The organism is Streptomyces racemochromogenes (assembly GCF_039535215.1).
GTDB lineage: Bacteria > Actinomycetota > Actinomycetes > Streptomycetales > Streptomycetaceae > Streptomyces > Streptomyces racemochromogenes.
Map to the genome: position 1 here is coordinate 3,792,547 of NZ_BAAAWT010000001.1, position 13,687 is coordinate 3,806,233.

Here is a 13,687-nt window from a genome sequence, read left to right on the forward strand (position 1 = left end):
CCCGCCCTTCGCCCGTTCCCCGGGGGCTCCGCCCCCAGACCCCGGCGCCTCAAACGGGCGCGGAGCGTCCGGTATCGGGGTCAGGGGCGGAGCCCCTGGGAACGGTGGAAGGGCGGGTAGGGGACCCGGCCCGCGCAGCGGCCCCGGGAGGTGGGTGGCGGGTCACACCCGGCGTCGTCCACAGGCCCCCGCAACGGCCAAGCGCAGCGGATAGGCTGGGCGGATGACGCGAGCCGAGCAGCCGACGGTCGTGACCGACTCCGATAACCCCACCTACGACGAAGCCCTGGCCGCGGACTCCCGCGAGCGAGCGGTGCGCGCCCTGCTGCGCACACCCGGGCTGCGCCGGCTGTGGAGCGCGCAGCTGGTGAGCGGCATCGGTGACGCCCTCGCCCTGCTGGTGCTGGTCCTGCTGACCCTCCAGGCGGCCGTCACCGCCGGCGCCGAGGGGCTGTTCGGCGGCGGCTACCGGGGCGGGGCCTTCGCCGTCGCCGCCGTCTTCGCCGTGCGCTTCCTCGCCACCGTCCTGTTCGGCGCGGTCCTGCTCGGCCCCCTGGCCCAGCTCACCGCTCCTGGAGGCAAGCTCGACCGCCGCTGGACGATGGTCGGTGCCGACGGGCTGCGGATCGGGCTGTTCGTCGTCGCACCGCTGTGGCTCGACTGGATCCCCGCGCAGGCCACGATCGCGCTGCTGGCCACCGTGTTCGTCTCCGGCGGTGCCGAGCGGGTGTGGACGCTGGCCAAGGAGAGCGCCGCGCCCGCGCTGCTGCCCGCGCCGCCCCCGGAGGGGGCGACCGTACGGCCCCTGCCCGACCACCTCGACGCGCTGCGGCGGCTCTCGCTGCGCACCGCCTTCGCGGCGATGCCCGTGGCGGCCGCCGCGTTGCTCGCCGCGACCCTGATAGGGCGGGCGCTGGCCCTGGGCGTGGACTGGTTCGCCGCGAACCAGGCGGCGCTGGGCTCGTACGTGGCCGCCGGCCTGTTCGCCGCGTCCCTCTCGCTGCTGGTGCCGCTGACGCTGCCCGCCGTGAAGACCCCGAGGCCGCGTTCCCCGCTGGAGGGCCTGCGGGCCCCGCGGGCGGGGGAGAAGCCCGAGAAGGGCCGTACGGGCGCGCTCCGGCTGCTCGTGACGGCCTGCGCCGCCGTCGCGGGGGCTGTCGCCTTCGCCGCGTCCGTCTCCGTGCTGCACGCCTTCGACCTGGGCGGCGGCCCGTCCGCGTACGCCCTGCTGGTGCTCGCCCTCGTCGGCGGTACCGCGCTGGGGATCCGCGCCGCGCAGGCCGGCAAGGTGCTGCCCGCGCTGTCGCGGCGCCGGCTGCTGGCCCTGGCCGTCGCCGTCGCCGGGCTGGCGCTGCTGCTGTCCGGGCTGGTCTCCGACACGGCCACCGTGCTGTTCCTGGCGCTGCTCGCCGGCACCGCCGCGGGCGTGGCGGCCAACACCGGGCACACCCTGCTCGACCAGGAGACCGAGGAGTTCCGCCGGGGCCGGGTCACCGAGCACCTGCAGGCCGTGGTCCGGGTGGCGGTCGCCCTCGGCGCGGTCGCCGCCCCGCTGGTGGCCGCGGCGATCGGCCCGCACCGCGTCGGCGGGCCGTCCGGCCCCTGGTACGGCGGCGCCGGCTACGCGCTGATGCTGGCCGGCGTGCTGCTGCTGCCCGTCGCGGTGGTGGTCCTGGTCAAGGCCGACGACCGGCGCGGGGTGCCACTGCGCCGCGACCTGCGCGAGGCGCTGCGCGGCGGGGAGCCCCTCCAGGCCCCGCCCACGACCGGGTTCTTCATCGCCCTGGAGGGCGGCGACGGGGCCGGCAAGTCCACCCAGGTGCAGGCGCTGGCCGAATGGATACGGGGCAAGGGCCACGAGGTCGTCGTGACGCGCGAGCCCGGTGCCACCCCGGTCGGCAAGCGGCTCCGCTCGATCCTGCTCGACATCTCCTCCGCCGGTCTGTCGAACCGCGCCGAGGCCCTGCTGTACGCCGCCGACCGCGCCGAGCACGTGGACTCCCTGGTCCGGCCCGCCCTGGAGCGGGGCGCGGTGGTCATCACCGACCGCTACATCGACTCCTCGGTGGCCTACCAGGGTGCCGGGCGCGACCTGTCCCCGACCGAGATCGCCCGTATCTCCCGCTGGGCCACCGGCGGTCTCGTGCCGAACCTGACCGTGCTGCTCGACGTGTCCCCGGAGACCGCCCGGGAGCGGTTCACGGAGGCGCCCGACCGGCTGGAGTCCGAGCCGACCGAGTTCCACCAGCGGGTGCGGGCCGGTTTCCTGACGCTGGCCGCCGCCGACCCCGGGCGCTACCTCGTGGTCGACGCCGGGCAGGACCCGGGCTCGGTGACCACCGTCCTGCTCCACCGCCTGGACCGGATGCTCCCGCTCTCCGAGGCCGAGGTGGCCGCGCAGATCGAGGCCCGCCGGCTCGCGGAGGAGGAGGCCCGGCGCAGGGCCGAGGAGGAGGCCGCGCGCAAGGCCGAGGAAGCCCGGCTGAAGGCCGAGGAGGAGGCCCGCCTGGCCCGGGAGGCCGAGGAGGCCCGGCTGCGCGCCGAGGCCGAGGCGGCCCGCCGCGCCGAGGAGGAGCGGCTGAGGGCCGAGGAGGAGGCCCGGGCCCGGGCCGAGGCCGAGCGGCTGCGTGCCGAGGCGGAGGAGAAGGCACGCGCCGCCGAGCGGGAGCGGATCCGGCTCCAGGAGGCGGAGGAGGCCCGGCTGCGGGCCGAGGCCGAGGAGCGGCGCCTGGAGAAGCAGCGGCGCGCCGAGGAGGCCCTGCTGCGGGCGGAGGAGGCGCGCCGGCTGGCGGAGGCCTCTGCCGCCGCCGCGGCCGCCGAGCAGGCGACCCGGGCCGCGCAGGCTCAGGCCGCGGCCGAGGCCCAGGCGGCCGCCGAGGCGCGTGCCGCTGCCGAGGCGCGGGCGCGGGCGCAGGCGCAGGCCCAGGCGCAGGCTCAGGCCCGGGCGGAGGCTCAGGCCCGTGCAGCGGCCGTGCCGGCCCCGGCGGAGTCCGCCGGGCCGTCCGCGCCGAGGGTCGACATGCGCAAGGAGCCGCTGCCGGACGACGCCGTCACGGTCGAGACGCCGGTGGTCCGCCGGTTCGTGCAGCCCGACGACGTGACGCAGACCGTTCCGGTGCCCAAGATCGACCCGCGCGCTCCGCGCCCCCTGGACGAGACGGCCGTACTGCCGCCCGTGCGCCCGGAGGGTTCCGCGGAGGACGAGCCCCGGCAGGCCCCGTCCGGGCGGGCCCGTCCGGCGGAGCGGCCGACGGAGCCCCACTCGCAGGAGGCCCCGGCCGACCGGGTGCCGCCGGGCATCTTCCGGGACTCGGGGAACGACGTGACCCGCGAGCTCCCCGTCGTCGGTGAGGACGGCCGTCCGCGGCGGGCCCCGTCCGACTGGGCCGAGGCGACCCCGATGGACGACCTGCCGACCCTGGCGGACGAGCTGCTGGGCCCGCGCCGGGACGACGAGGACGGCCAGGACGAGGCCGACGGCCGGGGCAGGCCGCGCCGCCGCCGCTGACGGCGGCCCCGTCCACGGAGAGTGACCGCGGGCGGGGACTGTCAGTGGCGGGCGCCACAATGTGAGCAGGCAGTGTCGACGGAGAGTGAAAGGCGGTGGGCGGCATGCCCGTGTGGGAAGACCTGGTGGGTCAGGATCGCGTGCAGGCGCAGCTGGCCGCCGCGGCTCGCGACGCCGACGCCCTGGTCACGGCCGCCGAGCGGGGCACCCCGCCGCCCCCCGCGTCGAAGATGACGCACGCCTGGCTGTTCACCGGCCCGCCCGGCTCCGGCCGGGCCACCGCCGCCCGCGCCTTCGCGGCGGCCCTGCAGTGCGTCAGCCCGGACCGCGCCCTCGGCGGTGAACCGGGCTGCGGTTTCTGCGACGGCTGCCACACCAGCATGGCCGGGACCCACGCCGACGTGGAGATCGTGCGCACCGACCTGCTGTCCATCGGTGTGAAGGAGACCCGCGACCTGGTCCGCCGGGCCCAGCTGTCGCCGGCGGTCGGGCGCTGGCAGGTCATCGTCCTGGAAGACGCCGACCGGCTGACCGAGGGCGCGGGCAACGTCCTCCTGAAGGCCGTGGAGGAGCCCGCTCCGCGGACGGTCTGGCTGCTGTGCGCGCCCTCCCTGGAGGACGTGCTGCCCACGATCCGCTCCCGCTGCCGGCACCTGACCCTGACCACCCCGTCGGTGGCGGCGGTGGCCGACGTCCTGGTCCGCCGGGACGGCGTGGAGCCGGCCGCCGCGGCGGCGGCCGCCCGCGCGACGCAGGGCCACATCGACCGGGCCCGCAGGCTCGCCACCGACGAGGCCGCCAGGGCCCGGCGCACCGCCGTCCTCAAGCTCCCGCTGCGGGTGGATGACGTGGGCGGCTGCCTCAAGGCCGCGCAGGAGCTGGTCGACGCCGCCTCCGAGGACGCCAAGCAGGTCGCGGAGGAGATCGACACCAAGGAGACCGAGGAGCTGAGGGCCGCGCTCGGCGCCGGAGCGGGTGCCGGCGGCAGGCTGCCGCGCGGCACCGCCGGGGTGATGAAGGAGCTGGAGGACCGCCAGAAGCGCCGCCGCACCAGGACGCAGCGCGACAGCCTCGACCTCGCCCTGACCGACCTCACCGGCTTCTACCGGGACGTGCTGGCCCTCCAGCTCGGCTCGGCGGTGGCCATCGCCAACGAGGACATACGGCCGGACCTCGACCGGATCGCCCGCGCCTCGCGCCCCGAGCGCACACTGCGCCGCATCGAGGCGGTCATCGCCTGCCGGCAGGCCCTCGACCGGAACGTGGCGCCGCTGCTCGCCGTGGAGGCCATGACGATGGCGCTCCGCGCGGGCTGACCTTCCGCGCGGAGCCCGGCCGCTTCACCCGTACGAGCGGTCCCGGGCGGAGCGCCGCGGGACCCCGGTACGCGCCGCGCGCCCGGAAGGCGCCCGGAAGGCGCCGGGTCGGTGCGGCCGCCCGCGCTCCCGTCCGGGCTCCGGCGCGCCCGACGGGGGCGGCCGGCAGCACGTAGGCTCGCCGCATGGACACCAGGCGCCTGCTGCGTACCGCCGGAACCGTGATCGCAGCCGCCGGGCTGCTGGTCTCCGGGTGCACCACCGGGGGGCCCGGGGCGGCGGCCTCGGCCGAGCCCACCGCGGTCCCGGACGCCCTGCGCCCGTACTACGACCAGAAGCTGAGCTGGCGCGACTGCGGTGTCCCCGGCTTCCAGTGCTCCACCCTGAAGGCGCCGCTCGACTACGCGGACCCCGGCTCCGGGCAGGACGTCGAGCTCGCCGTGGCCCGCAGGGCGGCCACCGGCCCGGGCAAGCGGCTGGGCTCCCTGCTGGTCAACCCGGGCGGCCCCGGCGGTTCCGGCATCGGCTACCTCCAGGCGTACGCGGGCATCGGCTACCCGGCCGCCGTGCGCGCCCAGTACGACATGGTCTCCTACGACCCGCGCGGCGTGGCCCGCAGCAGCCCGGTGGAGTGTCTGACCGGGCCGGCGATGGACCGCTTCACCCAGGTGGACCAGACCCCGGACGATCCGGCGGAGCGGGCGAAGCTGGTGGCCGCGTTCAAGGAGTTCGCGGCGGGCTGCGAGACCCGCTCCCGGCGGGTGCTGCCGCACGTCTCGACGGTGGACGCCGCCCGGGACATGGACATGCTCCGCGCGGTCCTCGGCGACGAGAAGCTGAACTACGTCGGGGCCTCGTACGGAACCTTCCTCGGCGCCACGTACGCGGACCTCTTCCCGGCCCGTGTGGGCCGGATGGTCCTGGACGGTGCCATGGACCCGTCCCGGTCGTCCCTCGACCTGAACCGCGACCAGACGGCGGGCTTCGAGACCGCCTTCCGCTCCTTCGCGAAGGACTGCGCGAAGCAGGCCGGCTGCCCGCTCGGCCAGGGCGGCCCGGACGCGGTGGCACAGCGCCTGAAGGAGTTCTTCCGCAAGGTCGACGCCCAGCCGGTCCCGTCGGGCGACCCGGCCCGCCCGCTGGGCGAGGCCCTCGCGACGACCGGCGTGATCGCGGCGCTGTACGACGAGAGCGCCTGGCCGCAGCTGCGCGAGGCGCTCACGGCCGCGATGGACGGCGACGGCGCCGGCCTGCTGGCCCTCGCCGACAGCTACTACGAGCGCGAGTCGGACGGCTCGTACGCGAACCTGATGTACGCCAACGCGGCCGTGAACTGCCTGGACCAGCCGGCCGCCTTCAGCGGCCCCGAGGCGGTGGACGCCGCGCTGCCCTCCTTCGAGAAGGCCTCCCCGGTCTTCGGCGCGGGCCTGGCCTGGGCCTCCCTGAACTGCGCGTACTGGCCGGTGAAGGCCACGGGCGCGGCGAAGCCCCTGAAGGCGGCCGGCGCGGCCCCGATCGTGGTGGTCGGCACGACCCGCGACCCGGCGACCCCGTACAAGTGGGCCCAGGCCCTGGCCGGCCAGCTGGAGTCGGGCACGCTCCTCACGTACGACGGCGACGGCCACACCGCGTACGGCCGGGGCAGCGACTGCGTCGACACCGCGATCAACCGATACCTGCTCGAGGGCCAGCCCCCGGCGGACGCCAAACGCTGCTGACGGCCGCCCGCCCACCCGGTTCGGGGCACCCCGATTGACCCTGTAGACTTGGCGCCGCTGCTGATGAGAGCCTTCCCCCCGGGGAAAAGCCTTGTCTTCCCAGCGGTGCCGCCTTAGCTCAGTTGGCCAGAGCAACGCACTCGTAATGCGTAGGTCTCGGGTTCGAATCCCGAAGGCGGCTCGGATCAGCCCCAGGACTCACTCGCCGTGACCTGGGGCTTTTTCATGCCCGGAAGCCGGGCTCCTCGGCGGTGGCCGGGGTGGCCCCAGGGTGGGTGCCCTGGGGCCGGTGGGCTAGGACTCCGGGGTGCCGTTCGGCGTGATGTGGCGGAAGCCGAGGTAGGGGACGAGGGATTCGGGCAGGACCAGGGAGCCGTCCTCCTGCTGGCACTGTTCCAGGAGTGCGGCCAGGGTGCGGCCGATGGGGAGGCCGGAGCCGTTGAGGGTGGCGACGGGCTTGGGCTTGCCGTCCGCGCCGCGGGTGCGGATGTTCGCGCGGCGGGCCTGGAAGGTGCCGAAGCTGGAGACCGAGGAGATCTCCCGGTAGGTCTTCTGGCTCGGGATCCAGACCTCGATGTCGTACGTGAGCTGCGCGGAGAAGCCCGTGTCACCCGCGGCCAGCCGGACGACGCGGTAGGCGAGGCCGAGTTCGCGCAGGCACGCCTCGGCGTGGCCGACCATCGTCTCCAGCTCGGCGTCCGCCGTCTCCGGGTCGACGATCTTGACGATCTCCACCTTGGCGAACTGGTGCTGGCGGATCAGGCCGCGGGTGTCGCGGCCGTAGGAGCCGGCCTCGGAGCGGAAGCACGGGGTGTGCGCGGTCAGCGCCAGCGGCAGTTCGGCCGGCGGGATGATCTCGTCGGCGTAGAGGTTGGTCAGGGGGACCTCGGCCGTCGGGATCAGGAACAGCTCGCGGTCGGCGACGCCCGTCTTGAACAGGTCCTCCTCGAACTTCGGCAGCTGGCCGGTGCCGGTCATCGTCTTGCGGGTGACCAGGTACGGGACGGCGTGCTCGACGTACCCGTGGCGGCGGGTGTGGAGGTCGAGGAAGAGGGCGGCCAGGGCCCGCTCCAGGGCGGCGCCGGCGCCGCGGGAGACCGCGAAGCGCGGGCCCGAGAGCTTCGTGGCGCGGGCGAAGTCGAGGATGCCGGTGGCCTCGCCGAGGTCGACGTGGTCCTTCGGCTCGAAGGGGAACTCCGGCGGGGTGCCGACGCGGCGGACCTCCACCGCGAACTCCTCGGAGTCGCCGTCGGGAGCCGCGTCGTCGGGCAGGTTGGGGATGGTCAGCAGCAGTTCGCGCAGCTCCTCCTGGACCTGCTCCTGCTCGGCCTCGATGTCCCGGATCCGGTCCTTCAGCTCGCGGGCGCGTTCCTTGAGCTCGGAGATGTCGCCGCCCGCCCTGGCCGTCTGCTGGACCTCGCTCGCGACCCGCTTGGACTCCGCCCGCAGGTCGTCGGCGGAGCGGATGCCCTGGTTGCGCCGGGACTGGAGGTCCTCCAGCCGGGACAGGTCCAGGGTGTAGCCGCGACGAGCGAGCCGACGAACCGCTTCGGCACCCATGTCGATCAGGGCGCGGGCATCATGCATGAGGAAGATCCTTCTTCTCCGGCGAGCGGGGTGGGGAGATCGGATCGACGGTAGCAACCCCGGGCCGCGGACCGTCCCGCGATGTCGTGGAGGTGGCCGTTACGCGGGCGGGGTGAGCGGGGCCAGTACGGAGCGGGGGGCGTCGGTGAGGCCGGCCAGGGCGTCGGCGTACGCGCTGACGCCCGCGCTCCAGCCGACGTTCTCGGCGAAGTCCAGCAGGTGTGCCGTGCGGCGCAGGGTGGCGCTGCGGCACAGGAGGGTGTCGTCCGGGGCGGCGCCGTAGGCGGTGAGGAAGGCTCCGGCCATGAGCCGGAACGGCGAGGGCGCCGACGGGTCCGGGAGGTTGCGGGCGGCCACGTCCGCCATCTCGGCGAGCTCGCCGAGGATCCAGCCCGCGTCGTGTTCGGGCCGGCCGCGGGACAGGGTCTCGCCGGTGAGCAGGACCGTGTGGCTGCCGTCCGGGGCGGGGACCGTGAGCCCCAGGGACGGTTCGCCGTGCAGCAGTACGTCGCCCGGGCCGCCCGGGGCGGCGTCCCGGCACCACTGGGCGAGGGTGTCCAGCCGGGCGGGCCCCAGGCGGTCCGTACAGAGGCGGTGGAGCCGGACCGCGCCCGCCGGCCCGGCGCCGGTGCGCAGCCACCGGCCGAGCCGGCCGAGGGCGGGCGGGGGGCCCGTGGTGCCGGGCGGGAGGGGGCGCCGGCCGATGTCGCGGAGGGCGCGGGCGACGGCTTCCATGACCGGGCCCAGGGCGAAGGGCGCGGGGGCGGGGGTCGGCGGCCAGACGGTGCGGGCCAGGGACGTGGCGCCGGGGGCGGTGTAGGAGGCCGTCTCCGTCTCGGTCTCCGTGTCCCAGTCGAAGGTGGCGGCCGCGACGTTCGGGGACGGGGTGAGCCGGTGGGCGGTCCGGTCCGGCGGCGTGCCCGTCAGGTGCGTCCGGTGCCAGAGGTAGCGGCCGTCGGGGGCGGTGAGGACGCGGGTGCGCAGCCGGCTCGTGCCGTATTCCTCAACCGGCATGGGCCGCGCGCTTCCGTGCCAGGGCGCCGATCACCACGGGCAGCGGCGGCGGCACGGCGGCGTCGTCGCGTCCGGTGGTGATGCTGCGGCCGGGGGTGGTGGGGACGACGACCACGTTCGGGCGGGCTCCGAGGGAGGTGAGGTGGTGTTGCAGGGTCACGTTGTCCTGCCCGCCCGGAGGCAGCGCCGGGGCCACCGCTATCGGGGCGCGGGTGCACTGCAGGGCGAGCAGGGCCGGGGTGTCCGCCATGCCGGTGGCGAAGCGGGCGATGAAGTTCATGGTGGCCGGATAGACGATCGCCGCATCCGCCCACTGGGCGAGTTCGACGTGCCGGGCGGTGGTCGTGGCCTCCTCCGGCCAGACGTCGGGCAGCACCTCGCCGCCGCCGAGGGCGGCCAGCGCGGCCCGGCTGACGAAGCGTTCGGCGCTGCGGGTGAGGACGATACGGGTCTCCAGGCGCGGGTAGGCGAGCCGGAGCCAGCCGGCCCAGGTGGGCAGGTGGGCCGCGTGGACGGCGCCCGTGGCGACGACGAGCAGCCGTTCGGCGGCGAACTCCGGGACGGGTACGCCGCCGGCGTGGACTTCCTCGTGGGTCACGTCTGCTCTCCTGCTGCCTCGAAATCGAATCCGAACCGGGTCAGGGACGGCCCTACGGCCGCCGGGTCGCCGAGGACGACGCCCGCCTGCGGGCCGGGGCCGAAGAAGTCCCGGCAGGCCGCGGCGACCTCGTCCGCGGTCACCTCCAGGAGCTGCCGGGGGTACTGCTGGATCCAGTCGGTGCCCACGTCCCAGCAGCACAGCGAGGCGAGGAGGCTGGCCAGGTCCGACTGGGAGGCGGTGGCGGTCAGCAGCGAGCCCCTGAGGTACGTGCGGGCGCCGTCGATCTCCCGCGGCGTCGGCGGGCTCTCCACCAGCCTCGTCAGCTCGGTGAGGACCTCGGACACCACCAGCCCGGTCGACGGCGTCCCGCAGACCACGTCGGTCACCGTGGACGGGGAGCCGAGGGTGCGGTCGAAGCGCGACAGGGTGTGGTAGGCCAGGCCCCGGCGCTCGCGGACGTTCGCCACGAGCCGGGAGGAGAAGTACCCGGCGAACACCGCGTTGGCCACGGCGAGCGCGGGGTAGCGGGGGTCGTCGAAGGGCACGGAACGGCCGGACAGCGCCACGTGGGACTGGGCGGCCCCGGGGCGCGCGACCAGCCGCATGCGCCCGGCCGGGGCCGGCGCCGGGCGGACGGGTGCGGCGGTGCCCGCGGGCAGGCCGTCGAAGGCCCGGGTCACGGCGTCGGCGGTGGCGTCGGCGTCCATGTCCCCGACGACGATCACGCGGGCCTCGCGGAGCGAGAGGCAGCGGCGGTGCGTGTCGAGCACGTCGTCCGCGGTGAGTGCCGCCACGGTGGCGGCCGGCGGCCACGCGCCGAAGACCGGCAGGTCTCCGTAGCGGGCCCGGTTGAGCTCGCGCAGCACGATCCGCTGGGGCTGGGCGTCGAGGATCGCCAGGGCCTGCGACAGCCGCTCGCGTTCGCGGGCGAGGCGGTCCTCGGGGACGGCGGGCGCGGCCAGCCAGGAGGCGGTCATGGCGAGCATCCGGTCGAGCCCGGCGGCGGGCACGTGTCCGACGACCGTCAGCCACTCCGCCGTGCGCTGCGCCTGCGGCCGGCCGGTGGTGAAGGCGGAGTCCCAGGGGACGTCGCGGCCGTCCAGCCGTACGGACCCGGAGAAGGCCGTCGTCGTGAGCAGCTCGGCCGCGGCCGACCGTACGGGGTCGCCGGCTGACAGCGGGACGAGGACGCGGACCTCGACGAGCGGGGCGCCCTTCCTGGGCACCGCGAAGATCCGCAGGCCGGAGGGCAGGTGCCGCTCGGCCACGCGGGGGAGGGCGAGGGGCTTCTCGGGGTGGAGCGGGGGCAGGGGCCGCGTCACGGTGTTCCTCCGGCGTCGCGCGTGTGGACCAGGAGTGCGGCGGGTGCGCCGCCGGCCAGGCTCCCGGCCGCGTCGCGCACCGCGCCGGGGCCGAGGGCCTCCAGGTGCCCGGGGAGGTCCATCGGCAGCGACGGCTCGTCGTGGAGCAGGGCCGAGGCTCCGACGGCCCGCGCGAAGGTGAGGAGGTTGTCGTGCCGGCGGTGCCAGCGTGCGACGGTCCCGCCGATCGCGGCGGCCGTCTCGGCGTCGTCGGGCCCCGGTCCGGCGAGGTCCTCCAGCGCGGCCGTGACGGCGCCGGTGACCTCCCGGTGCCGGCTCGAGGGGTGACGTGCCGTCACGACGAAGGTGTCGGGGTCGCGGGCGTCGAACGGGCCGAAGAACCCGCACTGGGCGGTGGCGGTCGTGAGGTCGACGCCCCGGGCGAGGGCCTGCTGCCGAAGCCGTCCGGACGGGCCGCCCAGCAGTGCGGCCAGGGCGATGTGGCCGAGGTAGCGCTCGCGTCCGGCGACCGGGTCGGGCAGGCGGTAGCCGACGGCGGTGGCGGACAGCGGGGCGCGCGGGTCGATGTGGTCGCCGGTCCTGGGGCGGGACGGCCAGGGTTCGGCCAGGTCCTGCGGGGCCGCCGCCGGCCGTGCCGGGATGTCGCCGAAGTGCCGGGTCACCCATTCCAGGGTCCGGGCCGGATCGATGTCGCCGGCGATCGTGAGCACCGCGTTGGACGGCGTGTAGTAGCCGTCGAAGAAGGCGGCGCACTCCTCCAGCGTGGCGCGGTCGAGATCGATGAAATCGCCGTAGCCGTTGTGCGCGTTGCAGAATTTCCGGAAGAGGACCGAAGGGAGGTTCGTCCAGGGAAATCCGCCATAAGGGCGGTCGTGGACGTTGAGCTTTATTTCCTCCTTGACCACCGCCAGCTGGGTGTCAAGGGAATTCTGGGTGAGCCGCAGCGTCCGCATGCGGTCCGCCTCGAGGAAGAGCAGTCTTTCGAGGGCCGACGCGGGAGCGATCTGGTAGTACTCGGTGTAGTCCTGGCGCGTGGATCCGTTGGCCGTTCCGCCCGATCCCTGCACGATCGTGAAGTGCTCGGAACGTCCGACGTTCTCGCTGCCCTGGAACATCAGGTGCTCGAAGAGGTGGGCGAATCCGCTGCGCCCTTCCGGCTCGGACCGGAACCCCACGTCGTAGTGCACGCAGACGGCCGCGAGCGGGGCCGTGCCCCGTCGGCACAGCACGACGCGCAGGCCGTTGGGCAGGGTGAAGCGGGAGGGGGATTCGAGGTCCTCCGGCATGACGTGGGAACTCCCTCTTCGGACCGGGGCCCGGGCGGCGTCCGAAGGACGGGCCCGGGCCACTGGCGGATCGGCGCTGAAGGTCAGCAGCCCCAGCCGACGGTGATCGTGATGCAGATCTCCGACGAGGTCACCGTGGTGGTGATGGCCGGCGCGTCGGTGGCCTCGGAAGCGGCGAGCTCCTCCGGCGTGGTGTAGGCGGCGTAACCGGCGATGAGGTCCATGGAGTCCATGTGGATTCCCCCTTGATAAAGAATTCGATGAGCGGTTTCCCGTTCGGGCCCCGCCCTTCTGACGTTTCTCAGTAGATCATCTTCCGGAGCTCCGGAGATCAATCTGTGGGCCGCGTCACGGGGTTCGGCTGCGACTTAGGAAGGTTGCCCTCCATTCCGCTCCGGAATGGCGCGACTTCGGGAAGTCGAATGCGCGACTTCGGGAAGTCGGGGCGAATTCGCATTCCTGTACAACGCCTCGTGGTCGATGTTCGCGGCGGTCAGCTGCTCCCGCAGGCAGTCGTCCAGGGTGCGGCCGGACCCGGCGGCGTGCGCCAGCAGCGCGTCCGCGACGGCGGCGGCGCGGTGCTGCCCGAAACTCATCCCCCGCATGCCCGGCCGGGTGTCCTCGGGCTCCCAGGCGATGGCGATCCCGGGAGCCAGTTCCTGGGCGAAGGAGGAGGTGGGGGCCGTCAGGCGGGGCGCGTCGGGCCGCGGTACCGCGTCCGCGACGACCGAGGCGCCGTGCCAGGCGTCCTCGCCCAGGTAGACCACCAGCCCGTCCCTGCGCGGGAACAGCCGGCGGGACGAGGTCACCTTGGCCCGGTAGGGCACCCCGTCGCGCTCCAGCGCGCGCAGCACCTCTCCCCAGGTGCGGACGGCCTCCTCCGGGGTGCGCAGGTGGACGTACACCCGCAGCAGCGGCCGCCGGGACGAGTGCCCGCGGGAGCCGTCGACGAGGAAGAAGCCCGGTGAGAGGCCGGGGCGCCGGGCGGGCATCCGCACCCGCGGTCCCGCCACGTCCGGCTCGGGCACGCGTACGCGCACCCCGTCGACCAGCACCAGGCCGTCGCCGTCGAGGCGGGCGGCGGCCATCGTCGTGTCGTGCGGCGTGGCCGCGCCCAGCAGCTCCTCGAACAGCGGGTCCCGGTAGGTCCGGGGCCGCTCCTCGGCGAAGGCGTGGCCCACGTGGAACGTCTCGTAGAGCGCGGTGATCAGCTTCTGGCGGAGCCGGCCGGCCGTGTCCGCGGTGATGTCGCGGTCGCCGACGCGGGCGCCGCGGATCCCGGGGTGCACGCGCACGTCCGACAGGAGTTCCGCGAGGTGGGGGAAGGCGTCCATC

The 13,687-nt window shown here is 75.2% G+C and carries 10 protein-coding genes and 1 tRNA gene; 4 read left to right on the forward strand and 7 right to left on the reverse strand.

Features of this window, described 5'->3' with window-relative positions; translation table 11 throughout:
• The first annotated feature begins 223 nt into the window (after positions 1-223).
• The 4 genes from tmk (at position 224) to ABD973_RS17605 (ending at position 6,723) form a co-directional block, all read left to right on the forward strand.
• A complete protein-coding gene (gene tmk / locus ABD973_RS17590; protein WP_345500804.1) occupies positions 224-3,508 on the forward strand; it encodes a dTMP kinase in 3,285 nt (1,094 codons plus the stop codon).
• A gap of 104 nt (positions 3,509-3,612) precedes the next feature.
• Complete coding sequence (locus tag ABD973_RS17595; protein ID WP_125821555.1) at positions 3,613-4,824, forward strand: DNA polymerase III subunit delta'; 1,212 nt, start codon at positions 3,613-3,615, stop codon at positions 4,822-4,824.
• Between the two features lie 185 nt (positions 4,825-5,009).
• Positions 5,010-6,542 carry an alpha/beta hydrolase gene (locus ABD973_RS17600; protein WP_125821554.1) on the forward strand — a complete coding sequence of 511 codons (1,533 nt, stop codon included), beginning with the start codon at positions 5,010-5,012 and terminating at the stop codon, positions 6,540-6,542.
• Between the two features lie 107 nt (positions 6,543-6,649).
• A tRNA-Thr gene (locus ABD973_RS17605) sits at positions 6,650-6,723 on the forward strand.
• 113 nt (positions 6,724-6,836) lie between these two features.
• On the opposite strand, the gene serS is transcribed toward ABD973_RS17605, so the two are convergent.
• The 7 genes from serS to ABD973_RS17640 all read right to left on the reverse strand — a co-directional run bounded on the left by serS (position 6,837) and on the right by ABD973_RS17640 (position 13,686).
• The gene (gene serS / locus ABD973_RS17610; protein WP_125821553.1) at positions 6,837-8,129 is read right to left on the reverse strand and encodes a serine--tRNA ligase; all 1,293 of its coding nucleotides are present in this window, start codon (positions 8,127-8,129) and stop codon (positions 6,837-6,839) included.
• Positions 8,130-8,228: 99 nt separating this feature from the next.
• Positions 8,229-9,143: a hypothetical protein gene (locus ABD973_RS17615; RefSeq protein ID WP_345500807.1), complete on the reverse strand. Its 915-nt coding sequence runs from the start codon at positions 9,141-9,143 to the stop codon at positions 8,229-8,231.
• Positions 9,133-9,741 carry a flavoprotein gene (locus ABD973_RS17620; RefSeq protein WP_125821551.1) on the reverse strand — a complete coding sequence of 203 codons (609 nt, stop codon included), beginning with the start codon at positions 9,739-9,741 and terminating at the stop codon, positions 9,133-9,135. The genes ABD973_RS17615 and ABD973_RS17620 overlap by 11 nt, the downstream gene beginning before the upstream one ends.
• Positions 9,738-11,066: a M16 family metallopeptidase gene (locus ABD973_RS17625; RefSeq protein ID WP_345500810.1), complete on the reverse strand. Its 1,329-nt coding sequence runs from the start codon at positions 11,064-11,066 to the stop codon at positions 9,738-9,740. Before ABD973_RS17625 ends, ABD973_RS17620 begins: the two co-directional genes overlap by 4 nt.
• Positions 11,063-12,352, reverse strand: a complete 1,290-nt coding sequence (locus ABD973_RS17630) for a M16 family metallopeptidase (RefSeq protein WP_345500812.1) — start codon at positions 12,350-12,352, stop codon at positions 11,063-11,065. Before ABD973_RS17630 ends, ABD973_RS17625 begins: the two co-directional genes overlap by 4 nt.
• Before the next feature lie 83 nt (positions 12,353-12,435).
• On the reverse strand, positions 12,436-12,585 hold the full coding sequence (locus ABD973_RS17635) for an LxmA leader domain family RiPP (protein ID WP_007264905.1): 150 nt from the start codon (positions 12,583-12,585) through the stop codon (positions 12,436-12,438).
• Between the two features lie 135 nt (positions 12,586-12,720).
• Positions 12,721-13,686 (reverse strand): T3SS effector HopA1 family protein, encoded by a 966-nt coding sequence (locus tag ABD973_RS17640; RefSeq protein WP_345500814.1) that lies wholly within the window; start codon positions 13,684-13,686, stop codon positions 12,721-12,723.
• Between the last annotated feature and the right edge of the window lies 1 nt (position 13,687).

Coding starts and splice junctions, on each gene's coding strand:
- tmk (WP_345500804.1), top strand. CDS start 224: ATGACGCGAGCCGAGCAGCCGACGGTCGTGACCGACTCCGATAACCCC.
- ABD973_RS17595 (WP_125821555.1), top strand. CDS start 3,613: ATGCCCGTGTGGGAAGACCTGGTGGGTCAGGATCGCGTGCAGGCGCAG.
- ABD973_RS17600 (WP_125821554.1), top strand. CDS start 5,010: ATGGACACCAGGCGCCTGCTGCGTACCGCCGGAACCGTGATCGCAGCC.
- serS (WP_125821553.1), bottom strand. CDS start 8,129: ATGCATGATGCCCGCGCCCTGATCGACATGGGTGCCGAAGCGGTTCGT.
- ABD973_RS17615 (WP_345500807.1), bottom strand. CDS start 9,143: ATGCCGGTTGAGGAATACGGCACGAGCCGGCTGCGCACCCGCGTCCTC.
- ABD973_RS17630 (WP_345500812.1), bottom strand. CDS start 12,352: ATGCCGGAGGACCTCGAATCCCCCTCCCGCTTCACCCTGCCCAACGGC.
- ABD973_RS17635 (WP_007264905.1), bottom strand. CDS start 12,585: ATGGACTCCATGGACCTCATCGCCGGTTACGCCGCCTACACCACGCCG.
- ABD973_RS17640 (WP_345500814.1), bottom strand. CDS start 13,686: ATGGACGCCTTCCCCCACCTCGCGGAACTCCTGTCGGACGTGCGCGTG.